The sequence below is a fragment of the Rodentibacter pneumotropicus DSM 21403 genome (assembly GCF_000379905.1).
Taxonomy (GTDB): Bacteria; Pseudomonadota; Gammaproteobacteria; order Enterobacterales; family Pasteurellaceae; genus Rodentibacter; species Rodentibacter pneumotropicus.
On record NZ_KB904044.1, the window covers coordinates 49,269 to 74,403 of the forward strand.

20 protein-coding genes, 2 tRNA genes and 1 rRNA gene are annotated in these 25,135 nt (G+C 39.7%); 12 read left to right on the forward strand and 11 right to left on the reverse strand.

All coding sequences use genetic code 11. From position 1 onward, the window contains the following. The first annotated feature begins 29 nt into the window (after positions 1–29). Entirely contained in the window at positions 30–1,793 is a 1,764-nt protein-coding gene (ycaO, locus tag A3GE_RS0103790; protein ID WP_018355946.1) for a 30S ribosomal protein S12 methylthiotransferase accessory factor YcaO, read from the forward strand. A gap of 108 nt (positions 1,794–1,901) precedes the next feature. Here the strand turns inward: ycaO and A3GE_RS0103795 are convergent, their stop codons facing one another. Together A3GE_RS0103795 and A3GE_RS0103800 are read right to left on the reverse strand one after the other, a co-directional pair. Further along, positions 1,902–3,536, reverse strand: a complete 1,635-nt coding sequence (locus A3GE_RS0103795; RefSeq protein ID WP_018355947.1) for a phosphoethanolamine transferase — start codon at positions 3,534–3,536, stop codon at positions 1,902–1,904. 127 nt (positions 3,537–3,663) lie between these two features. Beyond that, positions 3,664–4,458, reverse strand: a complete 795-nt coding sequence (locus A3GE_RS0103800; protein WP_018355948.1) for an IclR family transcriptional regulator — start codon at positions 4,456–4,458, stop codon at positions 3,664–3,666. 229 nt (positions 4,459–4,687) lie between these two features. Between A3GE_RS0103800 and yiaK the strand changes: the two genes are divergently transcribed. The 10 genes from yiaK (at position 4,688) to A3GE_RS0103850 (ending at position 15,454) form a co-directional block, all read left to right on the forward strand. After that, the gene (gene yiaK, locus A3GE_RS0103805) at positions 4,688–5,686 is read left to right on the forward strand and encodes a 3-dehydro-L-gulonate 2-dehydrogenase (RefSeq protein WP_018355949.1); all 999 of its coding nucleotides are present in this window, start codon (positions 4,688–4,690) and stop codon (positions 5,684–5,686) included. 79 nt (positions 5,687–5,765) lie between these two features. After that, complete coding sequence (locus tag A3GE_RS0103810) at positions 5,766–6,230, forward strand: NanQ anomerase/TabA/YiaL family protein (protein WP_018355950.1); 465 nt, start codon at positions 5,766–5,768, stop codon at positions 6,228–6,230. A 9-nt stretch (positions 6,231–6,239) separates the two neighbouring features. Next, positions 6,240–6,722, forward strand: coding sequence for a TRAP transporter small permease (locus A3GE_RS0103815; RefSeq protein WP_018355951.1), 483 nt, complete (start codon positions 6,240–6,242; stop codon positions 6,720–6,722). After that, positions 6,719–7,999 (forward strand): TRAP transporter large permease subunit, encoded by a 1,281-nt coding sequence (locus tag A3GE_RS0103820; RefSeq protein ID WP_018355952.1) that lies wholly within the window; start codon positions 6,719–6,721, stop codon positions 7,997–7,999. Before A3GE_RS0103815 ends, A3GE_RS0103820 begins: the two co-directional genes overlap by 4 nt. Before the next feature lie 73 nt (positions 8,000–8,072). Continuing rightward, positions 8,073–9,059 carry a TRAP transporter substrate-binding protein gene (locus A3GE_RS0103825; protein ID WP_018355953.1) on the forward strand — a complete coding sequence of 329 codons (987 nt, stop codon included), beginning with the start codon at positions 8,073–8,075 and terminating at the stop codon, positions 9,057–9,059. A gap of 169 nt (positions 9,060–9,228) precedes the next feature. Continuing rightward, positions 9,229–10,743: a sugar ABC transporter ATP-binding protein gene (locus A3GE_RS0103830; protein ID WP_018355954.1), complete on the forward strand. Its 1,515-nt coding sequence runs from the start codon at positions 9,229–9,231 to the stop codon at positions 10,741–10,743. Positions 10,744–10,801: 58 nt separating this feature from the next. After that, entirely contained in the window at positions 10,802–11,848 is a 1,047-nt protein-coding gene (locus tag A3GE_RS0103835; RefSeq protein ID WP_018355955.1) for an ABC transporter permease, read from the forward strand. A 17-nt stretch (positions 11,849–11,865) separates the two neighbouring features. Beyond that, complete coding sequence (locus A3GE_RS0103840) at positions 11,866–12,975, forward strand: ABC transporter substrate-binding protein (protein ID WP_018355956.1); 1,110 nt, start codon at positions 11,866–11,868, stop codon at positions 12,973–12,975. A 130-nt stretch (positions 12,976–13,105) separates the two neighbouring features. Next, positions 13,106–13,993 (forward strand): SMP-30/gluconolactonase/LRE family protein, encoded by an 888-nt coding sequence (locus A3GE_RS0103845; protein WP_018355957.1) that lies wholly within the window; start codon positions 13,106–13,108, stop codon positions 13,991–13,993. A 12-nt stretch (positions 13,994–14,005) separates the two neighbouring features. After that, positions 14,006–15,454 carry an FGGY-family carbohydrate kinase gene (locus A3GE_RS0103850; RefSeq protein WP_018355958.1) on the forward strand — a complete coding sequence of 483 codons (1,449 nt, stop codon included), beginning with the start codon at positions 14,006–14,008 and terminating at the stop codon, positions 15,452–15,454. 304 nt (positions 15,455–15,758) lie between these two features. On the opposite strand, the gene A3GE_RS0103855 is transcribed toward A3GE_RS0103850, so the two are convergent. From A3GE_RS0103855 to thrA, 8 genes are all read right to left on the reverse strand, one after another. Next, positions 15,759–15,845 (reverse strand) — tRNA-Leu (locus tag A3GE_RS0103855). Positions 15,846–15,849: 4 nt separating this feature from the next. Further along, positions 15,850–15,925, reverse strand: a tRNA-Gly gene (locus A3GE_RS0103860). A gap of 141 nt (positions 15,926–16,066) precedes the next feature. After that, entirely contained in the window at positions 16,067–16,954 is an 888-nt protein-coding gene (hflC, locus tag A3GE_RS0103865) for a protease modulator HflC (RefSeq protein ID WP_018355959.1), read from the reverse strand. Next, positions 16,954–18,171, reverse strand: a complete 1,218-nt coding sequence (gene hflK / locus A3GE_RS0103870) for an FtsH protease activity modulator HflK (protein WP_018355960.1) — start codon at positions 18,169–18,171, stop codon at positions 16,954–16,956. The genes hflC and hflK overlap by 1 nt, the downstream gene beginning before the upstream one ends. A gap of 124 nt (positions 18,172–18,295) precedes the next feature. Further along, a complete protein-coding gene (locus A3GE_RS0103875; protein ID WP_026215376.1) occupies positions 18,296–19,003 on the reverse strand; it encodes a 4'-phosphopantetheinyl transferase family protein in 708 nt (235 codons plus the stop codon). A 48-nt stretch (positions 19,004–19,051) separates the two neighbouring features. Beyond that, entirely contained in the window at positions 19,052–20,326 is a 1,275-nt protein-coding gene (thrC, locus tag A3GE_RS0103880) for a threonine synthase (protein ID WP_018355962.1), read from the reverse strand. Between the two features lie 80 nt (positions 20,327–20,406). Beyond that, on the reverse strand, positions 20,407–21,351 hold the full coding sequence (gene thrB / locus A3GE_RS0103885) for a homoserine kinase (protein WP_018355963.1): 945 nt from the start codon (positions 21,349–21,351) through the stop codon (positions 20,407–20,409). Positions 21,352–21,362: 11 nt separating this feature from the next. After that, a complete protein-coding gene (gene thrA / locus A3GE_RS0103890; RefSeq protein WP_018355964.1) occupies positions 21,363–23,810 on the reverse strand; it encodes a bifunctional aspartate kinase/homoserine dehydrogenase I in 2,448 nt (815 codons plus the stop codon). A gap of 308 nt (positions 23,811–24,118) precedes the next feature. On the opposite strand from thrA, the gene A3GE_RS0103895 reads away from it, so the two are divergent. After that, entirely contained in the window at positions 24,119–24,823 is a 705-nt protein-coding gene (locus A3GE_RS0103895; RefSeq protein ID WP_018355965.1) for a YggS family pyridoxal phosphate-dependent enzyme, read from the forward strand. A 107-nt stretch (positions 24,824–24,930) separates the two neighbouring features. On the opposite strand, the gene rrf is transcribed toward A3GE_RS0103895, so the two are convergent. Continuing rightward, positions 24,931–25,046 (reverse strand): 5S ribosomal RNA (rrf, locus tag A3GE_RS0103900). Positions 25,047–25,135: the final 89 nt, after the last annotated feature.

Genomic DNA, 25,135 nt, shown 5'->3' on the forward strand with positions numbered 1-25,135 from the left:
GCACTTTTATCTTGAGTTTAGGAACAAAAATGATTGAACAAACCTTTATTCCCGGCAAAGATGCAGCACTTGAAGACAGCATTGCCAAATTTCAGCAAAAATTGACCGCACTTGGTTTTAATATTGAAGAAGCCTCTTGGCTAAACCCCGTACCGAATGTGTGGTCAGTACATATTCGTGATAAAGATTGCCCTCAATGTTTCTCCAACGGCAAAGGTGCAAGCCAAAAAGCCGCTTTAGCTTCCGCATTAGGTGAATATTTTGAGCGTCTTTCCACCAACTATTTCTTTGCTGATTTCTATTTAGGTCAAGAAATTGCAAACGGTGATTTCGTTCATTATCCAAGTGAAAAATGGTTTTCCATTGAAGATGAATCCGTCTTACCGGAGGGGATTTTAGACGATAATTTGCTTAACTATTTTGATCCGGAAGACGAGCTTACGCCGGAATTATTAGTGGATTTACAATCTGGCAATTATGATCGTGGCATTGTAGCAATGCCTTATGTTCGCCAATCCGATGAAGAAACTGTCTATATTCCGCAAAGCGTTATCGCCAATCTTTATGTGTCTAACGGAATGTCGGCGGGCAATACCAAATTTGAAGCTCGCGTGCAAGGCTTGTCAGAAGTTTTTGAACGCTATGTCAAAAATAAAATTATTGCTGAAGCTATTAGCTTGCCGGAAATTCCAAAAGAGGTGATGGATCGCTATCCTTCTATCCAAGCCTCTATCGCTAAATTAGAGGAAGAAGGTTTCCCGATTTATGCCTTTGATGCCTCTTTAGGTGGGAAGTATCCGGTTATTTGTGTAGTCTTGTTGAATCCGAATAATGGCACATGCTTTGCTTCTTTTGGCGCACACCCTAATTTCCAAGTGGCATTAGAACGTACGGTTACAGAACTTCTGCAAGGTCGTAGCTTGAAAGATTTGGATGTGTTCGCTCCACCTTCTTTCAATAATGAAGATGTTGCCGAACACGCTAATTTAGAAACCCATTTTATTGATTCCAGCGGTTTGATTTCATGGGATTTATTCAAACAAACGCCTGATTATGAATTTACCGATTGGGATTTTTCCGGCACAACCCAAGAAGAATATGAAAATTTAATGGCGATTTTCCGCAAAGAAAATAAAGAAGTCTATATTATGGATTACAGCCATTTGGGCGTGTATGCCTGCCGCATTATCGTACCGGGTATGTCGGATATTTATCCGGTAGATGATCTCATTTACGCCAATAACAATATGGGAATGGATTGGCGTGAAATTCTGCTTGATTTACCGAATTGGCATCATGATTTGGCGACTTACCAAGAATTATTGGAAGAATTGGATACGCAAAATATTGATGATGCCACCCGCGTACGTGAATTTATTGGCATTGTTGCGCCTAAAACCAGCGGTTGGACAACATTACGAATCGGTGAGTTAAAATCAATGCTACATTTGGCTTTAGGCGAACTGGAACAGGCATTAGATTGGGCAAACTGGACACTGAATATGAACGCTTCCGTTTTCACGGCGGAACGTGCCAATTATTACCGTGCGTTGATCAGTACTATTGAACTTCATTTAGATGAAAACCGTGAGCCGATGCAATATCGCACCGCACTCGAAAAAATGTACGGTAAGGATGCGGTGAAACAGGCTTGGGTAGCCACGGCAGAAAAAGGGAATCCTTTCTATAACTTACCGGCAAGTGATGAGATGTTGAAAAATTTCAAAGAACATCAAGCCTTGTTAAATGCTTATGGGAAACTACAAAAAGCCAAACGTGAAAATTGGAAATAATAAACCGTAGCTCATTAGCAAAGAAATTGGGCGTTAATTTGGTAAGAAAAAATAGGCGGAGCTATTTCCGCCTATTATAATCAAATATCGTACGAATTAGATTTAGGTTTAAATTTTACACTGCGCCAAGATATCCAGTTTTTTATCGTAAATATTTAAATCGTTCTTTATATCTAACATTGAAAAAATCGTGTGAAAATAATTGTCGTGAGAATATTCTTGGGTCTCCGCATTTTTACGTAAACAGTTCAAATCAAAGCCTTCATTTTTTGCCCATGCCGGTGAAAACCACATCACCATCGGAACTTTGGTTTGGTATTCAGGTGCAATAGCGTAAGGCGCAGCGTGCAAATAAATACCGTCTTCACCTAAACTTTCACCGTGGTCGGACACATAAAACATAATACTTTCCCAATTTGTTTTTTGTTCCAAAAGTTTGATTACCTCATTCAAAAAATTATCAATATAGAGAATGCCGTTATCATAAGTATTTACTAATTGTTCATTTGAACATTTTTGAATTTCGTTGGTTTCACAAGTCGGCGTGAATCGTTCAAAAGCTTTGGAATAGCGTTCGTTATAAGTCGGTCCATGGCTGCCGATCGTATGTAATACGATTACTGTGTCTTTGTCCGACTTATTTAGTTCCTTATCCAAATCTTTTAATAAAATTTCATCTAGACATTCCCCATTTCTACAATAATCAGCTAAATCTAATTCCGTCAGATTTTGCGTAGGAACACGTTCGCATACACCTTTACATCCCATATCGTTATCACGCCATAAAACATCAACGCCGGCACGCTGTAAAATATCTAATAAATTATCTTCATTTGCGGCTTTAGTCGCGTTGTACTCGGCACGGGTATAGCGGGAAAACATACAGGGTACGGAAATTGCCGTTGCCGTACCGCAACTGGACACATTTTTAAAATTGATAATATCATCACGATCTGCCAATTTTGGTGTAGTTTGGCGGGCATAACCATTCAATCCCCAACTTTGTGCCCGTGTTGTTTCCCCGACCACTAAGATCGTCACATGACGATATGTATCCGGTTTTTCCACAGCAGTATTCAGACCAACTTTTGTAAAGGGTAAATTCGTCCGATAATTTTTCTTTACTAATTGTATCGTTGAACCAATAAAATTTGATGGCACAATTAAATGCACGATTTCTTTATTATTACGCGAGAATGCCGCATAGTCCTTATAATAAAATTTCCCAATAATGACGATAATCACGCTAGAAAAAGCAACCATTCCCAAACGAACTAAAATTTCCTTATACCAACGACGGTAATTCACTTGTGTACGAATATACAACCAAGCCGGAATAATTCCTAAGGTAAAGATCCATAACAGATAAGCGGGTGTAATCATTCGAGAACTTTCGGCAAAATTCGTTTGAAGAACATTATTCAGCTGATTACTATCAAAATAAATACCAAAGAAAATTTCCTGATAACTAATTGCCGCACTAATTACCAAAAGTAACGGAATGATTACTTTATGGAGAATAGGTAAACTAATGAGCTGAAATGCAGCATTTAGCGTAAAAAAAACAAAAAATGGTACTGTAAATAAAAAATAGTCTTCAGTATTACCTGTAAAAGGATGGATTTTTAATATCGTTTTATAAAACTGATAATTTAAAACCAGTGTGAAATAAAGAGAAACTAAAGCAATAAGTGCCGTTGATGAAAGAGAAAACTTTCTAAAAAAATATTGTGAAAATCGCATAAAAACCTTGTTCAATTAAATATAAAACTGAGTAAATAAACAGAGCGAACCTTAAGACAATCTTAAACATTTAAAGTGCGGTCAGTTTTAATGTAATTTTTATGCGAAATTATAAATACTTTTTTAATTAGCTATCAGAGGAAAAATAACCTAGTTCAAAGGAAATATCACGGGCAGTTTGTGCAATTTCCTTGAGAAAAAATTGGATACCCAGTTCCTGTAATTTATAAACCGACATCGAAACAGAGACCGAGTAATCCACATGACCACGGAAATCAAATATCGGACAGGCAAGACACACTACCCCCAGCTCATTTTCTTCTTTATCCATTGCATACTGCTTTCTAGAAATGTCCTCTAATTCTTTACGCATTTCCCCCAATTCCGTTATGGTATTGTGGGTAAGCTTATGAATAACATCTTGATGAGATGCCCAGTATTCGTCTAAATAATCACTATTTTTATCGTAGGCAAGATAAATTTTACCCATCGCAGAACAATATAATTGAAGATGCTGCCCAATATATGCTCTCGTTCTAATCATCCCTACCGTTGGCTCTAACTTATAAATCATAATCGCCCGTTCCCCCTCCCGTTTTGAAAAATTCACTGTTTCTCCGAGAGTTAAATTCAATTTTTCCAAATGTGGCGCTGCAATATGTATGATATTCAATGAAGAAAGAACCTTATGACCAAGACTCAAACATTTGGTCGTTAAACGATAGCTACCATTTGAACTAGCTGCTTGTACATATCCTTCGTTTTGCAATCCCTGCAACAGGCGGTGTACCGTACTTTTATTTAGCTCTGCTATCTCAGCCAGTTTTGCCAAAGGGCAACCGTTGGGGAAATTGCTTAAAATATCAAGAATGCGTAATCCACGAATTAAACTCTGATTTCCACTTGGCTTTTCACCTACCATATCACATATCCTTCCGAGTAAATTTTCAATTAACACTGACATTATAATAGTATCGTTTTACATATTGAAATTGTATTTACATATATTGTGATCAAGATCACAAATTCCAAAAATAATATGCAAGCATATGATTTTAAATAAATTATTATTTCGTACATTTATTGACATTATAGTGTTGAGATCTTAAATTATGAAATGAAAATCCACTATATGAAATAAAGAGGTATCTATGAGAGTTTCTTATAATGAATTAAAAGCGGAATTTAAACGTATTTTGCTTTCACGTCATATGCGTGAGGATATTGCCGAAGATTGTGCCAGTTTATTTGCCGATACAACTCAAGCAGGCTCATATTCACACGGGGTAAACCGCTTTCCTCGTTTTATTCAGCAGCTGGAGAATGGGGATATCGTACCTGAAGCCGAGCCAACCAAAGAACTCTCTTTAGGTGCTATTGAACAATGGGATGCTCATCAAGCAATTGGTAATCTAACCGCTAAGAAAATGATGGATCGTGCAATGGAAATCGCCCAACAGCATGGTATTGGTGTGGTAGCCTTGCGTAATGCGAATCACTGGATGCGTGGCGGTAGTTACGGATGGCAAGCTGCAGAAAAAGGTTACATTGGTATTTGTTGGACTAATGCTTTAGCCGTAATGCCACCTTGGGGTGCGAAAGAGTGCCGCATAGGTACTAACCCACTAATTATTGCCATTCCAACAACCCCTATCACTATGGTAGATATGTCTTGTTCTATGTACTCATACGGTATGCTTGAAGTTCATCGTTTGGCAGGTTGTCAAACTTTCGTGGATGCCGGCTTTGATGATGATGGTAATTTAACCCGTGATCCGGCAATAGTAGAAAAAAACCGCCGCCTACTACCAATGGGATTCTGGAAAGGCTCAGGTTTGTCCATCGTATTGGATATGATTGCAACATTACTCTCTAATGGTGAATCTACCGCAGCAGTGACAGAAGATAAAGATGATGAATACTGCGTTTCTCAAGTATTTATTGCAATTGAAGTCGATCGCCTAATTGATGGTGAGACTAAAGATGCCAAACTTCAACGTATTATGGAGTATGTGAAAACTGCCGAGCGCGCCAATCCACATGTTGAAGTTCGTTTACCGGGTCACGAATTCACGACTATCTTGGCTGACAACAAAGCGAATGGTATTCCGGTAGATGATACGGTTTGGGCGAAATTAAAATCTCTGTAGTAGCATTCGGTTTAACATTTGCCTCACCAATGCATAAAAGTGCGGTCAATTTTCACTGAGTTTCATAAACGAGGTATCTATGTTTTTTGGGCATATATCTAAAGTTAATAAGAAAGAATATCCTGTGGCTATCCAGACAGCCTTGGATTATTTGGCTTCGACTAATTTCGATTGTATGGAAACGGGGCGTTATCCTATTAAAGGTGATCTAATCTATGCACAAGTACTGGATTTAGAAACAAAAGACAAATCTGATATTTTACCGGAAGTTCACCGTCAATATCTTGATGTGCAATATCTCCATTCCGGCAAAGAGCGGATTGGCGTTGCTGCGGATTTAGGTAATAACCCGATTGCAAAAAATTATGATACGGAGCGTGATATTTTATTCTATACCGATATGCAGAATGAAATAGAACTGATCATGCGTCCGGGCAATTTTGCCGTCTTTTTTCCTGAAGATATTCATCGTCCCGCTTCTATGGATGGTCAATCGGAAAAAATACGTAAAATCGTCGTAAAAGTTGCCATTAGTGAACTTTAGGAGCGCATGATGAAATCTCTCTCGATTTACACTGGCAAAGTGCTTGAAATCTTGGTAGTAACTATACTCAGCATAATGTCTTGCTTAGTCTTTCTTAACGTAATTTTACGCTATGGTTTTAACAGTAGCATTAACATTACCGAAGAAGTTTCCCGCTATTTGTTTGTATGGCTAACATTCTTAGGAGCAATTCTTGCTTTTAGTGAAAAGCAACATGTTAGCGTTACTGTGCTTACAGAGCGTTTATCCAAGAAGAAACGTAGCATACTTTATCTTTTGACTGATGCGATTATGTTCTTCTGCAGTTATTTAATTGTAAAAGGTAGCTGGGTACAGTTTCAGCTAAACATCAATAATATCGCACCAATCTCCGGTATTCCAAGCGGTGTCACTTATCTCGCCAGTGTTATTGCCGGTATGCTATTCGGAATACTAATATTAACTCGTTTTATTTCCACATTAACCCTATTAGTTAAAGGAGAAGAACAATGACCGTAGTAATTTTCCTTTCTGTTTTACTGGGGTCAATTATGCTGGGTATTCCTGTGGCATTCTCTTTGTTGGTATGCGGTATCGCCCTGATGGTGCATTTAGATTTATTTGATGCCCAAATTCTTGCCCAACAAATCGTGAGTGGGGCAGACAGTTTCTCTTTAATGGCAATTCCATTCTTCATTCTTGCTGGTGAAATTATGAATGAAGGCGGTTTATCCAAACGAATTATTGATTTACCAATGAAATTGGTTGGTCATAAACGTGGTGGGCTGGGTTTTGTTGCCATTCTTGCCGCTATGATTATGGCAGGCCTTTCCGGTTCTGCCGTAGCAGATACAGCTGCGGTTGCTGCAATGTTACTACCGATGATGAAAACCACAGGCTATCCTCTAGATAAATCGGCAGGCTTAATCGGCACAGCGGGAATTATTGCACCAATTATTCCTCCATCAATTCCATTTATTATCTTCGGCGTTGCAAGTGGCGTATCTATCACCAAATTGTTCTTAGCCGGTATCTTCCCCGGTATTTTGATGGGCGTGAGCCTCTCAGCCCTGTGGTGGTGGCAAGCAAAACGCTTGAATTTAATGACATTTTCTAAAGCGACTCGCGAAGAACTCTGCATTTCTTTTAAAAACAGTATCTGGGCGCTTATGTTACCTGTCATTATTATTGGTGGATTCCGTTCCGGTATGTTTACACCAACCGAAGCCGGTGCAGTAGCAGCATTCTATGCCCTATTCGTGTCACTGTTCATTTATCGCGAGTTAAAACTTAGGGATCTCTATCCTGTCATTCTAGCTGCTGCAAAAACAACAGCAGTGGTCATGTTCTTAGTCGCAGCGGCAAACGTAACCGGTTGGTTGATTACTGTTGCCGAACTTCCTCAAGCCATGACAGAACTATTAGAGCCATTAATCGATAATCCAACGGTGCTATTAATCGTTATCATGATTGCTGTATTTATTATCGGTATGGTAATGGATTTAACGCCAACCGTATTAATTCTGACCCCAGTATTAATGCCATTAGTCGAAGAAGCAGGCATTGATCCTGTGTATTTCGGTGTACTGTTTATTCTGAATACTTCTATTGGGCTGATCACACCGCCTGTGGGTAATGTACTCAATGTGATTACCGGCGTATCAAAATTACCTTTCGAGCAGGCTGCAAAAGGAGTTCTACCTTATCTGTTAATGATGATTACCTTGCTATTCATTTTTATCTTCGTGCCATCATTAATTATTGAGCCACTCAATTGGATGTCGGCATAAAATGAAAGTGAGGCTGTCGTGAATGACTTTATGACAGCGTTGAAAAACGCTTAATTTCTATAGGAGAAACAATATGAAATTTTTCAATCTAAAAATCTTAATCGCATTGACGGCGGGAATGGCTGTATTTGCCGGCAGTGCAAATGCCTCAACGACACTACGTTTCGGTTATGAAGCACCACGTAGTGATACTCAACATATCGCTGCAAAAAAATTCAATGAATTATTAAAAGAAAAAACAAAGGGGGAGCTTAAACTCAGCCTCTTCCCTGATAGTACATTAGGCAATGCACAAACCATGATCGGCGCTGTACGTGGCGGTACAATTGATTTAGAAATGTCCGGTTCACCAAACTTTACCGGATTAGAGCCGAAATTAAACGTCATTGATATCCCATTTATTTTTAAAGATCGCCAACATGTCTATAAAGTGTTGGATGGTGAAATCGGTCAAGGCTTATTAAAAGATCTTGAAGCACAAGGATTAAAAGGGCTTGCTTTTTGGGATGTGGGCTTCCGTGCATTTTCCAATTCCAAACATCCGATCAATAAACCGGAAGATGTTAAAGGGTTAAAAATACGTACCAATCAAAACCCAATGTATATTCAAGCATTTAGTTTGTTAGGCGGTAATCCTGTACCAATGCCATTATCAGAGCTTTACACTGCACTTGAAACTCGCGCCGTAGATGCCCAAGAGCATCCAATTGGTATTTTCTGGTCGGTGAAACTTTATGAAGTACAAAAATACTTAAGTTTAACCAATCACGGCTATACTCCGCTCATCGTAGTAATGAACAAAGCTAAATTCGACAGCTTATCTCCTGAATTGCAACAAGCAATTTTGGATTCAGCCAAAGAAGCGGGACAATATCAACGCGATCTGAACGTACAAAACGAAAAAGACATCGTGGAAAAATTGCGTAAAGCTGGCATTGAGGTGATTGATAAAGTGGATAATGCACCATTCAAAGCGGTAATCGAAGCAGATGTTCGTAAATCCTTCATTGAAAAACATGGTGATGATTTAGTCAATAAAATTGATGAATTGGCTCAATAATCCCAACCTTAAAAATTTAATATTAATTCCAGTGTGATGCGGTTTTCTGTTTGGGCATCACACTGACGCTAAATTTTAAAACTATTGAAAAAACAACCGCACTTTTCTACACGATAAGTAAGTACGAGTTGGATTTATATTTGTTACTTATTCCTCAAATGGAGGAAATATGACTTCAAACACACAACCGATATTAAGTATGCAGCATATTATTAAGCGCTTTGGTGGAAACGTTGCGGTTAATGATGTCAATCTTGATATTCATAAAGGGGAAATTGTGGCGCTATTGGGTGAAAATGGTGCCGGAAAATCTACCTTAATCAAAATTTTGGCCGGTATCTACAATTGTGATGAAGGTGAAATTTTATTCAAAAATCAGAAAATTCAATCCGCACAATCTCTTTCTAATTCTAATAAACAGCCTATCGCTTTTATCCATCAGGATCTCGGTTTAATCGAGTGGATGACTATTGCAGAAAATATGGCATTTGTTATGGGGTTTCCACGCCGTTTCGGTTTGATTGATTGGGCAAAAATCTACAAACAGACCCAACAGGCATTGGATTATGTCGGCATTAAATTATCTGCTGATACTCGCGTTTTTGATCTCAGCAGAACAGAAAAAGCGCTGCTTGCTATTGCCCGAGCAATTGCAGTCAATGCCGAAGTTTTAATTTTAGACGAACCGACCGCCTCTCTGCCGGCAAACGATGTAGAACATTTATTTGTTGTATTAAACCGTTTACGGGAGCAAGGTGTGGGTATGCTGTATGTAACCCACCGTTTAGATGAGGTCATTGCCATATCTGATCGTATTTTAGTAATGCGAGATGGCTTTCCTGTCGCAGAAGGTGCAACGAAAGACTATGACGTTAAAAGCTTGGTAAAAGCCATTGTTGGCGAAGAAAGTCGTGGTAAACAACGCATTCCCCTCCCTAAGAACACTGATGAAATTCTACGATTAGATAACGTAGTTGTCGGTGATACCGGTCCGGTATCCTTTAATCTACATAAAGGCGAAATGATTGCATTAGCCGGGTTACGCGGTGCAGGTCAGGAAGAAATCGGTCGTTTGCTGTTCGGATTACGCAATTTAGATCAAGGTTCAATTTATTTGGATAATAAACCTTATCTGGCAAGCTCTCCACAGGACGCGATTCATAAAGGCATTTCTCTGGTTGCCGGTGATCGTACTCAGGAAAGTGTCTTTATGAACAGAACAACGACTGAAAATCTGTTTATTAATCCGGTTTTAAGCGGTCACCCTCCACTTAAATGGTATAAACGCAAAAATGAGTTAGGTGAGAGTTGGTTCAAGTTCCAATTATTCGATATTCGTCCGAAAAACCTATTTATTGATGCCAGTGCATTATCCGGCGGTAATCAACAAAAAATCGTATTGGCACGTTGGATGCATCTAAATACGCCAATCCTAATTTTAGAAGACCCAACAGCCGGAGTTGATGTCGGTGCCCGTGCAGAAATTTACGATTTACTCAATAAAGCGCTTGGTAAGGGCATAGCAATTATCGTTATTTCCACTGATTTTGAAGAAATTGCTCATTTATGTAATCGGGCACTAGTCTTTAACCGTGGTGATATTGCCGGCGAATTAAAAAATGAGCAGATCACTTTTGCTAATTTACTTGCATTAGCTTCGGATTCCCAATCTAAAGCAGCATAAAATAAATTCAGGGTGAGAATTTTCCCGTTCAATCCCCTATATTTTCTTTGGAGGCTGTATGGCTCAAACTAATATAAAATCGACCGCACTTGAACAACCAGTATCCATTTCCCATGATGGTTTTACGGCGTGGTTTACACAAATGCTAACTCGTTATGGATTACTCTGGCTTTGTGTGTTGTTAGTGATTATTTTCTCACTTACTACCGATTCTTTTGCGTCAATGCTCACTTTAAACGCTATTTTGGAAAGTAAATCCAAAATTGCTTTACTCGCATTAGCCGCGACAACAACGATGATTGTCGGAAAAATCGACTTAAACGTGGGTTTCGGCATCGTGCTATGGCATATTTTAGTCATCACTTTACAAGTACAATTCGGTTTTTCTTGGCCGGTAGCTATGCTGATTGTATTAGCTATAGCAGCTCTCTATGGTTTGTTAAACGGTATTTTGGTCGCCTTAGCCGATATTGACAGTTTTGTGGCTACACTCGGTTCCGGCACCGTATTGTATGCTGTCGCATTATGGCATTCGGGCGGTCGGCAAATTGTCGGTGATCTACCAAACGGCTTTATTGCACTAAACAGCACGGAAATTTTTGGAATACCTATCTCCGCATTCTATGTATTAATCGTCGCCGTTATTATGTGGCTTATCACCGAACATACACCAACCGGACGCTGTATGTATGCGGTAGGTGCAAACCCAACAGCTGCACGCCTCAACGGAATTAATATCAAAAAATATACGATCGCACCTTTCGTTGTGTCCAGTGTTCTCACCGCATTTACCGGCGTACTGATCTCTGCACAACAAGGAGTCGGTCAAGCGAGTGTGGGAATGGACTACCTGTTACCAGCCTTAGTTGGTGCTTTTTTAGGAAGTACTACTATCCGCCCGGGCCGAATTAATGTGTGGGGAACGGTTGTCGGTATCGCAATACTCGCAATTGGTATTTCGGGTATTCAGCAATTTGGTGGTGCATTCTGGGTTGAACCATTATTTAATGGCTCAACACTCTTGTTATCCATCACTATTGCAGGCTATGCACAACGTAAACGCTTGCTTAACCAAAAATCCATCCAAAAAAAAGTGTCTAACTAAGTCAAGAGGAGCTCTCTATGAAACATTTTTTTCGTCAAACCTTAACTACAGTCGCTACACTTGCTGCAATTTCTTTCACAAACAATGCATTAGCTAATAATTCCTTCGTTGAAGATGCTAAAAAACAAGTAGCTGCAGCAACCGCAAAACAGGAAAAGTGGGATGGTCCGACAACAGGTCCTCAACTACAACAAGGTAAAAGCATTATTTTTATCGCATCTGATATGAAAAACGGTGGTGTTTTAGGAGTAATTGATGGCATGAAAGAAGCCTCAAACATTGCCGGTTGGAAATTTGATGTATTGGATGGGGCGGGTACAGTAAATAACCAATTAGCCGCATTAAATCAAGCCATTGCAAAAAAACCGGATGCCATTGTTATTGGTGGTTGGAACCCAAACGTAGCGAAGATTCCGCTACAAAAAGCAAGTAAAAACGGTATTACTTTAGTGGCATGGCACGCCTCTCCACAAGCCGGTCCTGATGACAAATACAATATTTTCTATAATGTAACCTCTGACTCTGATGAAATCGCCAGACTTTCTGCTCTACAAGCAGTAGCAAAATCTGACGGAAAAGCAAAAGTCGTGATTCTGACCGATTCCTTATATGAAATCGCTTTGCGTAAAGCCAATGTGATGAAAGAAGTTATTGAAAAATGTCAAGATTGTAAAGTATTGGAATTTATCGATACACCGTTAGCAGATACCTCCAGCCGTATGCCTAGCCTAACGTTCAGTCTATTGCAAAAATATGGTGATGATTTGCAATATACATTAGCGATCAACGACTTATATTTTGATTTTATGTCACCTTCATTACGTTCCGCCAATAAAGGGGAAATGCCATATAACATTTCTGCCGGAGACGGTTCCGTGACAGCTTATCAACGTATTCGTAATAATGATAAACAGTTCGCAACCGTACCTGAGCCACTTAATTTACACGGTTGGCAACTGGTTGATGAATTAAACCGTGCCTTCTCGAAAGAAAAACCATCCGGTTATATCACTCCGGCACATCTTGTTATTCAAGAAAATGTTGCTTTTGATGGTGGTGATAAAAATCTTTATGACCCACAAAATGGTTATAAAGAAGCTTATAAAACCATTTGGGGTGTGAAATAAAGAAAAGTTGTTCAATAGAAGGGGAGAACCCTGAATAAAATGGGATGAGGATAAAGTGCGGTCAAAAATCGTTGTGTTTTTCTATATCCTTCCCTTCTGTTTTACAGATAAAAACCGTTAGGAACAATATATGGCAATATTTACAACTGAAATTTATGACGAACGTTTCTACACTTTAGTTGGTACGACATTCCAACTGGATGAGCTTTTTTCCAATGCCGTCTGGGCAGAAGGCCCTGTTTGGTTACCCCAACAACAAGCTGTCATTTTTAGTGATGTGAAAGGTAATACCCTGTATCGTTGGACAAAACAAAACGGTACACAAGTATTACGTTCACCCTCTTATTTCGCTAACGGTAATACCCTTGATATGGAAGGAAATCTGATTACTTGCGAACATGGCAGACGAGCAATCAGTAAAACCGATAAACAAGGTAATGTACAAATTTTAGTAGATAAGCTGGAAGGAAAACGTTTCAATTCCCCAAATGATCTTGTCGTAAAATCCGATGGTACAATCTGGTTTACTGATCCGCCGTACGGTATTTTAAGTGATGCAGAGGGAAAAAAATCACCAAGTGAAATTATCGGTTGCTATGTTTATTGTTACGATCCTAAAACAGATGAAATCAATATTGCTACTTTTAACGTAATGCGTCCTAATGGTTTAGCATTCTCGTCAGATGAAAAACAACTCTTTGTAGCCGATATGTCCATTGTTGAATTCGAAAAAGAAGGATTACATCATTTAGTCGTTTTTGATGTGGAAGGAAAACGTTTAAAAAACCGCCGTAATGTAGCAGAAATTAATCCGGGTATTCCGGATGGTTTAAAAATTGACAAACAGGGAGTTATATATTGCAGCTGTGAAAACGGAATTCTCGTTTTATTATCGGATGGAACGTATTTAGGGCGTTTTATTGTAGGTAAAACTACGTCAAACTGCACTTTTGGGGATAATCAAAAGACGCTATTTATCACCTCAAGTAACAGCCTATACAAACTAACTATTGAATAATAAGGAATCAGCATGAATTATTATCTTGGCATTGATTGTGGGGGAACCTTTATAAAAGCCGCATTATTCGATCAACAGGGCAATATGTCCGCTTGTATGCGTAAAAATGTTGAGGTCATCAGTGAAAAAGCAGGCTATGCAGAACGAGATATGGCACAATTATGGCTGATTTGTGCCGAAGTCATACACCAAACAATAAGAGAAAGTAAGGTTAATCCCCAAAAAATTAAAGGTGTCGGTATTTCCGCACAAGGCAAAGGTGCATTTTTATTAGATAAACAAAAAAAACCGCTGGGGAGAGCGATCTTATCTTCCGATCAACGCTCATTAAATATCGTGCGTCAATGGCAACAAGAAGGGATACAGGAAAAACTCTATCCGCTCACCCGACAAACTTTATGGACAGGGCATCCGGTTTCCGTTTTACGTTGGATAAAAGAAAATGAGCCTGAACGCTATGCAAAAATTGGTTCAATATTGATGTCACACGATTATCTTCGTTTTTGTTTAACCGGTGAGTTACATTGTGAAGAAACCAATATTTCTGAATCTAATTTATATAATATGCAAAGCGGTAAATATGAAAATGAATTGGCGGAAATCCTTGGGTTGTCCGGCATTCTTGAAAATATGCCCCCTATTATCGCGCCAGATCAAGTTGCAGGTTATGTGACCTCTGAAGCAGCCAAATTATCAGGTTTAGCAGAAGGTACTCCTGTAGTAGGCGGATTATTTGATGTTATTTCTACCGCACTTTGTGCCGGATTGGACGATGAGAAAAAACTTAATGTAGTCTTGGGCACTTGGTCAGTGGTCAGTGGTGTCACGGCTCACATCGACCAAAACCAAATTATTCCCTTTGTTTATGGGCGTTATGCGGAAAAAGGTAAATTTTTAGTACATGAGGCCAGCCCCACCTCCGCCGGTAATTTGGAATGGTTTATCAAGCAATGGAATTTAGATTATCATCAAATTAATAAAGGTATTGAACAATTGCCACCAGCCTCAAGTTCCGTACTATTTGTTCCTTTCCTATACGGTTCCAATGCGGGACTCGGAATGCAGGCTGGGTTCTACGGCATACAATCTCACCATACTCAGATGCACCTGATGCAAGCAGTCTATGAAGGTGTACTATTCAGTACAATGTATCATTTAACCCGAATGTTACAGCGCTTTCCTGATGTCAATGTTCTCAGAGTTACCGGTGGACCGACAAAATCGAATGTGTGGTTACAAATGCTGGCTGATTTAACCGGAATGATGTTGGAGATCCCCGCAACGGAGGAAACAGGATGTTTAGGTGCTGCGCTAATGGCAATGCAAAGTGCGGGAGAAAATCCAATTAAATTAGCTGACAATATGCGGAAAATTTATCCAAATACCGACAACTATCAAGCATATCAGAAAAAATACACTAAATATGTCCGGTTGGTTGAGGCATTAAAAACATTGTTGTAGTCTATACCACAAATTAGGTATTGATGAAAATACTACTGAGGAAAACCGAGGAATTTACTAAATAAACATTATCCACGTAAACAAAGAAATTTATAAAGCCTAACAAACTCCGTTAGGCTTTTTTTTAGGAAAAGAACTACATTTTCATCAATATTTTATAAATCTGTTAAATCTTCAATTTTAGGAATTAGATATAGGGGTCAATCCAACTATTCCTAATTATGAGCTTTTATAAGTTATCTATAAATTCCAGACATAAAAAAAGCCGCTTACTGCGACTATATTTTATTTATTAGTAACCTAATGGTGCCCGAAGCCAGACTTGAACTGGCACGCCTCGAAAGGCGAGGGATTTTAAATCCCTTGTGTCTACCGATTCCACCACTCGGGCAAATTGGAGCGGGAAACGAGGCTCGAACTCGCGACCCCGACCTTGGCAAGGTCGTGCTCTACCAACTGAGCTATTCCCGCTTTGTCGTTGAGACAACGGAGCGTATTCTACTGATTTATGAAATACTGTCAAATAGAAATGGTAAAAAACGGATTGATTGATTAAAAAAAATTCAAAAATAAAGTGCAGCTTATATGACCGCACTTTTTATGCTATTTCAACTATTTATTCGGTGTTTGCATGAAACGGAAAAAATCACTATCCGGCTTTAAAATCATCATATTATCCGAATTTGCAAAGCTCTCTTCATAAGCTTTTAAGCTACGCACAAAACTAAAGAATTGTGGTTCTTGTGAAAATGCCTCAGAATAAAGTTTTGCCGCTGTCGCATCTCCCGAACCACGTAACTCTTGTGCTGTTTTATTGGCATTTGCCAAAATCAACGTTACTTTACGATCTACATCCGCTTGAATGAAAGCTGCTTTTTCTTTACCTTGTGAACGATGTTCCCGTGCGACTGCATCACGTTCTGCACGCATACGTTGGTAAATTGAAGAAGAAACTTCATCCGGTAAGTTAATCTGTTTTACACGCACATCGACCACTTCAATCCCAAGTTCTGCGGTACTATCCTGCCCCGAATTCAGCGCTTTTTTCGCGCCTTCCATTAATTCGCCTCGAGTGCCAGAAACAATATCTTTAATGGTACGTGAACCAATTTCCGAACGCAGGCGATCATTCACTTTGCGACTCAATAAACTTGCAGCTTGGCTGTAATCTCCACCGCCGGTTGAAGTATAAAAACGACCAAAATCACTGATTTTCCATTTCACGTAGGAATCTACCAGTAAATCTTTTTTCTCTACGGTTACAAAGCGTGTCGCAGAACCGTCTAAAGTGCGAATACGTGCATCCAGTACCTTAATGCTATCGATAAGAGGTACTTTAAAATGTAACCCCGGCTCATACACAACAACTTTATTATCCGCATCACGCTGCACTTTATTAAAACGCAACATAATGCCTCTCGTACCTTCGGCGACAACAATAACACTTGAATAAATCACCGCAGCAATGACTAAAATAACGGGTAATAAAAATTTACGCATTAATTGAATCTCCCTTGGCGAATCGGTTCAACAGTATTGTTTTTAGGATGACTTGATTGATTTTCCGGTTGTGTTAAAACCGGTGTAGAATCAACCGCACTTTGTACTTTTGATTCACTTCTCTTTCCCATAATTTGTTCAAGAGGTAACACCGTTAAATTATTGCCGTTATTTCCATCCAACATAATTTTCGGTGTATTAGCCATCACTTTTTCCATCGTTTGAATATATAAACGCTCACGTAATAAATTAGGCGCAGCTTTAAATTCCGGCAATAAGCGTTGCAGACGCTCTACTTCCCCTTTGGCATCTAGGACTATACGATCCTTATAAGCCGTTGCTTCTTCCAAAATACGCTGTGCGTCACCACGCGCAATTGGTTCTCTTTCACGGGCATAGGCTTCCGCTTCACGAATAAAACGTTGCTCATCCTCTTGTGCCTTAATCGCATCATCGAACGCATCTTTGACCTCTTCCGGCGGACGCGCCGATTGGAAGTTCACATCAATGACGTCAAGTCCCATATCATAAGGTTTGATGATTTCATTCAAGGTTTTCCACGTATTTTCACGCACTACCGCACGACCGGTTGTAAGAATATCATTCATTGTCATATGACCGATCACATAGCGTAACGCACTATCCGTTGCTTGATTTAAGCTATCGTCAGCATTGGTTACGCTAAAACGATATTTCGCCGGATCTTGAACACGATATTGCACGGTCATTTCCACTTTTACCATGTTCTCATCTTGAGTTAACATCGCACCTTGGGTTTTCAATTCTTTCACTTGTTCCACATTGACCGGCAAGACCTTATCCACAAAAGTCGGTTTCCAGTTTAAACCGGGTTGAACAATGGAATGCAATTCGCCAAAACGTAGCACCACGCCACGCTCGGCTTCTTTAATGGTATAGAAACCGCTAGCCCCCCAAACAATCGCGCCTAAAGCAGCGGCAATCGGCAATGCTTTACCCCAGTTAAGTGGAGTTGAAGGCGTATTGTTAGAACTGCCATTATTTTGACCGCCCTTTTTACCTCCACCACCAAGTTTTTTCAGCAAATTATTAAACATTTCTTCAATGTCCGGTGGAGACTGCTCTTGATTTCCACGGTTTTGATTTGAATCCCATCCGTTATTCGATGAGTTTTCAGGCTTTTGCTCATTGCTCTGCCCCGGCTTGCCCCAAGGATCCTGTCCTGAATTCTGTGACATGTCGTTTGATTCTCCATTAGTCAAAAAATTTTCACGAGTTTATTGGAATAATGGGGACTCGTCTATCAAAATACAAGGCATTTCCGGAATAAAATTTCCTGTGATTATTCAGGTAGTTCTATATTTAATTTACGTCATAATGAATAAGCTGATCGAGTATTTTTTGCTCAAGTTTTTTCCCATCCCATTGTAAAAAGTGCGGTTGATTTTGAGGTTGATTTGTAAAAGCCGCCAAATAAAAAGGGAGCTCATTAGTAAAAAAAAGTCCACCTGGTGGGCAATAATCCGAAAAAATTTTTAACTTGTAGGGTAAATGACGCACTTCTGACAATTTCACAATGCCTACGCCTTGTGATTTTAATATGGCTTCACGCAAGCACCAACTCCGGTAAAATGCCTCTTCAGTATCCAATTGTTGGCTAAACCATACGACTTCATCTTTTGGTGCAAAATGCTGCATTAATCCAAGAAAATGACGCTGTTTTGGAAATTCAATGTCAATGCCGACCGCACTTTTCTTTTCCCCGTTATCCTCCAAAATTACGGCAACCCAATCCCCCGAATGGCTAATATTAAAATCAATTGGATCATTGGGAAAATAAGGTCGCCCGCTTTCTGTGCGCTCAATTCCTCCTAAAAGTGCGGTATTTTTTCCTGTTATTTTTAATAGTTGCCAGAGTAGAAAATGTGCTAATTTTTGACATTGTTGGCGTTGTCGCACTCGGGAATTTTCAGATTGAAAGGTAAGCAAACTTTCCGGCACAAGTTCAGGCGGGATCTCATAAAAAGGGAAAGACTGTTGAATATTAGCGTAAGAGATTAAGGTTGTCATAGAACAATTAAAATGTGAAAGTGCGGTCATATTAACCGCACTTCTTTGTTATTTCAGTAAATAAGCACGTAGTTGTGCAAAGTCATTTTCCATTTCATCGGAAAGTAGCGGTAACTTATTGTGCTTATCTAATGCTTCAGGTAGAGGTAATTCAAGGCTCAAAATTCTCTCAACGGACTCTTTAAATTTAGCCGGATGCGCCGTGCAAAGGAAAATACCCGTTTCATCGGCGTCTAGTTGATCTTTTAACACTTGATAAGCTATCGCACCGTGTGGTTCACAAATATACCCCTCTGAATGCAATGCTTTTAAGGTTTCTTCCGTCTGTACATCAGTCAGCATGGCCGAACCTAAATCCGATAAATTCCAACCATTACGCTTAAATAATTCTTCCACGCGTGGCCAGTTATTCGGGCGACTAACATCCATCGCATTAGAAAGTGTCGCCACAGTCGATTTTGGTTCCCATTTGCCGGATTGTAAATAACGCGGTACGGTGTCGTTGGCATTAGTAGAAGCGATAAAACGCTTAATTGGTAAACCTAAAGTTTTCGCAATTAATCCTGCCGTTAAATTACCGAAATTCCCGCTTGGCACGGAAACCACCACATTATCACGTTTTTCTTTTGGTAATTGGGCAACCGCCTCAAAATAGTAACAAATTTGTGCTAGTAAACGGCTGATATTAATGGAATTGGCAGAGTTTAATCCAATTTCCTCACGTAATTCTGCATCGTCAAAGGCTTGTTTAACCAATGCTTGGCAAGCATCAAAATCACCATTAATGGCAACAGTGCGAATATTGCCCCCAAGGGTACAGAATAGTTTTTCTTGTAACGGGCTAATTTTGCCTTTCGGGTATAAAATCACCACATTAATATTTTCTAAGCCATAAAAGGCGTGAGCCACTGCCGCTCCGGTATCCCCCGATGTTGCAGTTAAAATCGTAATTTTGCCATCGCCACGCACATTAGCAAGCGCTTGAGCCATAAAACGTCCGCCAAAGTCTTTGAACGCTAAGGTTGGTCCGTGGAAAAGCTCAAGGGCATAAATATTCTCTTCGACTTTTTCTAAAGGTGCAGGAAAAGTAAAAGCATTTTTTACCATGGTATTTAGCTTGTCTGCGGGCAATTCTTCACCAATTAAAGCGGAAAGAATTTTTTGGCTGCGTTCAACCAACGGCAAATCCAATAATTCATTGATATTGTTTAATGTTGGAATGGTTTCCGGAAAAAATAAACCTTGATCTTTCCCAAGTCCTTGACGCACGGCTTGGGCAAAATTAACTTGTTCTTCCGGGTGTTTGATGTTGTATAAATTCATTGTTAAACCGTTTATAAATGATAAATAAAATAGATTAAAAATTATCTCGTTTTGAAATTGCGCCTAACTGCTCTCCCGCACTAGGATAAATTTCTTACTCCCTGATTATCCACTTTGCAAATATGCACAAAACCTTCGTTATTTTGTAAATAGTGATTTTCCAAATAAGTAGATAATTTAGTAGCGGTTTGAAGATCCGGTGCAATAGAAAAAATGGTTGGTCCTGATCCTGAAATTCCCGTTGCTAACGCTCCTAAATCACGTGTAGCTTGTTTCACCTCCGCAAAATTAGGTAATAATGATTCACGATAAGGTTCGGCGACGACATCTTTCATCATAATTGCTGCGAGATTGTCTTGTTGAGTATGACAAGCGTGAACAAAACCGCCTAAATGCCGACCATGGGCGATCACATCTTGTCGGGTATAACTTTTCGGTAGAATCGCACGAGCTTCAGCAGTAGAAACCTCAATTCCCGGATAAGCCAGCACCCAATACCAGTGATCGAAAAACGGCAGTTTTTGGCAAATATTACCAAGCGACTGTACCATAAACTGTACGCCACCAAGATAACAAGGCGCAACATTATCATAGTGAATAGAGCCAGAAATTCGCCCTTCCAATTCTCCCATCATTTCAAGTAATTCCATTTTAGAAAAGGGTTCATTATGAAACTGATTTAATGCCACTAATGCGGCGACAATTGAGCAAGCGCTCGACCCTAACCCCGAACCAATAGGCATATTTTTTTCGAGCGTTAAACGCAGTGATTTCACTTGAACTCCACGTAATTTCAAACGTTCGCTAAATAATACATAGGCTTGATAGACAATATTTTTTTGCGGTTCTTTCGGTAATTTACGGACAAAATAGCCCGCACTTTCCAATTCAAAACCGCTTGGGATGTCCTCAATTTGAACAACATCACCTAATAATGAACCATCAATAGGGGAAATTGCGGCTCCCAAAGTATCAAAGCCCACACTAATATTTGCGCTAGATGCCGGGGCATAAATTCTTAACATCGGTACTCCTATTAATGTTGTAATGTTCTTAAAATATCGGCAAAAATACCCGCTGCAGTAACGGCATTACCTGCTCCATAACCACGTAACAATAACGGAATCGGTTGATAGTAGCGTGTATAGAAAGCAAGGGCATTTTCACCGTCTTTTACTTTGTAAAGAGGATTGTTTTGATCTACCGCTACAATCGAAACTTTACATTTTCCTTCACCGATTTGCCCCACATAACGTAATACTTTGCCTTCTGATTTTGCTGCCTCTACACGAGCATTAAAATCATCGTCAAGCTGTGGCAGCATTGCCATAAATTCGTCGGTAGATTTCCCCTCGGAAAAACCTTTCGGTAAGACACCTTCCACTTCTACATCGGAAAGCTCTAACGCTAATCCTGCTTCACGGGCTAAGATTAAAAGTTTACGAGCCACATCTTGCCCAGACAAATCATCACGCGGATCAGGCTCCGTAAAACCTTTTTCACGGGCAAGTGCGGTCACTTTTGACAAAGAAATGCCTTCTTCCAATTTACCGAAAATGAAGGAAAGCGAACCGGACAAAATCCCTTCAAAGTGCTCTAATTCATCACCCGCGGCTAATAGATTTTGCAAGTTTTCAATTACCGGTAAACCAGCCCCCACATTCGTCTCATACAGAAATTTATGTTGACCTGCTTGAGCGTTTTTACGTAACTCATGGTAGTACTCCAATTCACGCGTATTCGCTTTTTTGTTTGGTGTCACGACATGGAAACCTTCTCTCAAAGCTTGAGCATAAAGCCCTGCCACAGATTCTGCTGAGGTGCAATCTACGAACACCGGATTGACTACGTGATGTAATTTAATGAAAGAAAGTAATACACCAAAATCTGAAGGCTGTGTTGCATTTTCAAGATCGGTTTTCCAATTATCCAAATCTAAGCCATTTTTATTAAGCATCATTTTATTAGAGTTTGCAATGGCACAAACACGAATTTCAATGTCCTTCTTTGCCAAATATTCCTTTTGGCGTTTTATCTGTTCAATCAATTCGCTACCAACACCGCCTACACCGACTAAAAACATATCCACCACTTTTTTATTGTTAAAAAGTGCTTGGTGGGTAGCCTTCACGGCTTCAATCGCTTTATTTTGCGGCACAACTGCAGAAATAGAACGCTCGCTGGAGCCTTGTGCAATCGCCACTATGCTAATATTCGCTTGGGCTAAAGCAGAGAAGAAACGGGCAGCAATACCTTTGGCTTGCTTCATTCCATCCCCTACAACTGAAATGATCGACATATCTTTAATCACTTCAATCGGTTCTAACTGATTCGCACGAAGTTCATCGGCAAATTCATTTTCAAGCACAGTTTTTGCCGATTCAGACGATTTTACCGGTACACAAAAACTAATGCTGTATTCAGATGAAGATTGCGTAATTAAAATCACCGAGATACCCGCATTCGACATTGCTGAAAATACACGGGATGCCATACCAACCATTCCTTGCATTCCCGGTCCGGAAATATTAAACATTGCCAAATTATCCAAATTAGTGATGCCTTTTACCTGCAAACCTTCAGATTTCACATTACCATCAATAACCGATCCCGGTGCGGACGGATTACCCGTATTCTTAATGACACAAGGGATATTTTTCGGCAACAACGGGCCAATAGTTCTTGGATGAATCACTTTTGCACCAAAATAAGAAAGCTCCATTGCTTCGCGGTAAGATAGGGTTGGTAGCAAACGGGCATCCGGCACCAAACGGGGATCACAAGTATAAACACCATCTACATCTGTCCAAATTTCACAGACACTTGCGTCCAAACAGGCCGCTAAACAGGCTGCAGAATAATCAGAACCATTACGTCCCAAAAGCACCAGTTCGCCTTTTTCGTTACCTGCGGTGAAACCTGCCATTAATACGACTTTATCTTTTTCAATGCTTGCCGCATTCACACGCTTGGTCGATTCTGTAATTTCAACGGAAGATTCTAAATAACTTCCTCTTGCTAATAATTGTTTGACTGGATCGATAATATGAACGTTATAGCCACGAGCTTCAAACCAGGCTTTCATTATAGCGATGGAGAGCTTTTCGCCACAGCAATCAATGGTCGCTTTCACTGCATCTTCCACCTTACCCGCTTGACGAATTGCTTCTAATAATCCTTTAATTTGAGTAAATTCAGCCTCAATTAGGGCTTTCGTACCATCTAAATCAAATTGATTATTTTCAGCATACAACCCATTAATAATATTATAGAAAATTTCAAGGGATTCATTTAAATGCGTATCGATGGGTTGATTTAAAGTTGCTTTTTCGGAAAGGGCAACAAGGTGATTAGTAATTTTGGCAGGAGCGGATAATACACCTGCTGCCTGTTCAGCTAAATGAGCCTGTTCAATAAGTTTTGCGGCTTGGGAAAAACGCTCCGGATTCGCAAGGGAAGTGCCGCCAAATTTAAGTACGCGCATAATTGATTCTCCTAGAAATATTTTAACTTTAAACTAATAAAAAACCCGCATTTCAATTGAATTGCGGGTTTCCAATATTCTGTTTTTCGTGCATTAACCCGCCCCATTAAACATCGTAATGGTCATCGTAATAATGGTAACGGAAAAAGTGCGGTTAATTTTCATTATGTTTTATCTTGCAAAATGAATGCGCTAAGAAATACCGAAATTTCATGAAGTTGTCAAACATAAAATAACAATTTAGCTGAAATTTTTTCAAGTCATTAAATTTCGTGTAAACTAACCGCTCTTTAAATAAGGAGAATCCAATGAATATTCAACATAACTTACGATACATTCAGCAAAGTATTCACACGGTATGTGAACAAACTCATCGCCCTTTAAATGCGGTAAAACTACTGGCGGTTTCGAAAACTAAACCGGTTTCCGATATTCTGGAGGCCTATCAAGCGGGACAGACCGCCTTTGGAGAAAATTATGCGCAAGAAGGCGTAGAAAAAATTAAATATTTTGACCAACAAAAAATCAAACTTGAGTGGCATTTTATTGGGCCTTTACAATCCAATAAAAGTCGCTTGGTCTCTGAGTATTTCGATTGGATACACACTCTTGATCGAGTGAAAATTGCTGAACGACTAAATGAGCAACGTTCAACAAATAAAGCCCCGCTAAATGTATTGATTCAAATTAATATCAGTGATGAAGAAAGTAAATCCGGCATTCGGCCCGAAACACTGTTCGACCTAGCAAAACAGATCGAGAATCTCCCAAACCTACGTTTACGCGGTTTAATGGCGATTCCTGCCCCAACAGAAAATAGTAGCGAACAAGAGAAGAGTTTCAAGCAAATGGCAGAGTTATTCGAGCAACTTAAACAAGCTTTTCCAAACCAACAAATTGACACGCTTTCAATGGGAATGACAGATGATATGCCAAGCGCTATAAAATGTGGTTCAACGATGGTTAGAATTGGTACGGCAATTTTTGGTGCACGAGATTATTCCCCCAAATAATTCCTACCAATCTGTGCTTACAAGGGATTTTATCCCTTTATTTAAAACTCTTAGCCAAAAGCAAAATCCCCCAAATCTCTCGATTCAGGGGATTCCTTAATAATAAAACCTGGCGGTGCCCTACTCTCACATGGGGAAACCCCACACTACCATCGGCATTACAGCGTTTCACTTCTGAGTTCGGGATGGATTCAGGTGGGTCCACTGCACTCTCGCCGCCAAGATAATTCTTCAATAACGTCTAATTTGTCTTTTCTTTTAGTTCTTTGTTCTCTCGGTCACAAGCTGATTACTTTATTTATTTGTTTGATT

What these genes read in the sequence shown, in the direction of transcription:
- A3GE_RS0103815 (WP_018355951.1), top strand. Translation starts at nt 6,240, where the DNA reads ATGAAATCTCTCTCGATTTACACTGGCAAAGTGCTTGAAATCTTGGTA.
- A3GE_RS0103845 (WP_018355957.1), top strand. Translation starts at nt 13,106, where the DNA reads ATGGCAATATTTACAACTGAAATTTATGACGAACGTTTCTACACTTTA.
- thrA (WP_018355964.1), bottom strand. Translation starts at nt 23,810, where the DNA reads ATGCGCGTACTTAAATTTGGCGGCACTTCCCTTGCGAATCCGGAGCGT.
- thrC (WP_018355962.1), bottom strand. Translation starts at nt 20,326, where the DNA reads ATGAATTTATACAACATCAAACACCCGGAAGAACAAGTTAATTTTGCC.
- A3GE_RS0103850 (WP_018355958.1), top strand. Translation starts at nt 14,006, where the DNA reads ATGAATTATTATCTTGGCATTGATTGTGGGGGAACCTTTATAAAAGCC.
- hflK (WP_018355960.1), bottom strand. Translation starts at nt 18,171, where the DNA reads ATGTCACAGAATTCAGGACAGGATCCTTGGGGCAAGCCGGGGCAGAGC.
- A3GE_RS0103820 (WP_018355952.1), top strand. Translation starts at nt 6,719, where the DNA reads ATGACCGTAGTAATTTTCCTTTCTGTTTTACTGGGGTCAATTATGCTG.
- A3GE_RS0103825 (WP_018355953.1), top strand. Translation starts at nt 8,073, where the DNA reads ATGAAATTTTTCAATCTAAAAATCTTAATCGCATTGACGGCGGGAATG.
- A3GE_RS0103895 (WP_018355965.1), top strand. Translation starts at nt 24,119, where the DNA reads ATGAATATTCAACATAACTTACGATACATTCAGCAAAGTATTCACACG.
- yiaK (WP_018355949.1), top strand. Translation starts at nt 4,688, where the DNA reads ATGAGAGTTTCTTATAATGAATTAAAAGCGGAATTTAAACGTATTTTG.
- A3GE_RS0103840 (WP_018355956.1), top strand. Translation starts at nt 11,866, where the DNA reads ATGAAACATTTTTTTCGTCAAACCTTAACTACAGTCGCTACACTTGCT.
- A3GE_RS0103835 (WP_018355955.1), top strand. Translation starts at nt 10,802, where the DNA reads ATGGCTCAAACTAATATAAAATCGACCGCACTTGAACAACCAGTATCC.
- A3GE_RS0103830 (WP_018355954.1), top strand. Translation starts at nt 9,229, where the DNA reads ATGACTTCAAACACACAACCGATATTAAGTATGCAGCATATTATTAAG.
- A3GE_RS0103810 (WP_018355950.1), top strand. Translation starts at nt 5,766, where the DNA reads ATGTTTTTTGGGCATATATCTAAAGTTAATAAGAAAGAATATCCTGTG.
- A3GE_RS0103875 (WP_026215376.1), bottom strand. Translation starts at nt 19,003, where the DNA reads ATGACAACCTTAATCTCTTACGCTAATATTCAACAGTCTTTCCCTTTT.
- A3GE_RS0103795 (WP_018355947.1), bottom strand. Translation starts at nt 3,536, where the DNA reads ATGCGATTTTCACAATATTTTTTTAGAAAGTTTTCTCTTTCATCAACG.
- hflC (WP_018355959.1), bottom strand. Translation starts at nt 16,954, where the DNA reads ATGCGTAAATTTTTATTACCCGTTATTTTAGTCATTGCTGCGGTGATT.
- A3GE_RS0103800 (WP_018355948.1), bottom strand. Translation starts at nt 4,458, where the DNA reads ATGGTAGGTGAAAAGCCAAGTGGAAATCAGAGTTTAATTCGTGGATTA.
- thrB (WP_018355963.1), bottom strand. Translation starts at nt 21,351, where the DNA reads ATGTTAAGAATTTATGCCCCGGCATCTAGCGCAAATATTAGTGTGGGC.
- ycaO (WP_018355946.1), top strand. Translation starts at nt 30, where the DNA reads ATGATTGAACAAACCTTTATTCCCGGCAAAGATGCAGCACTTGAAGAC.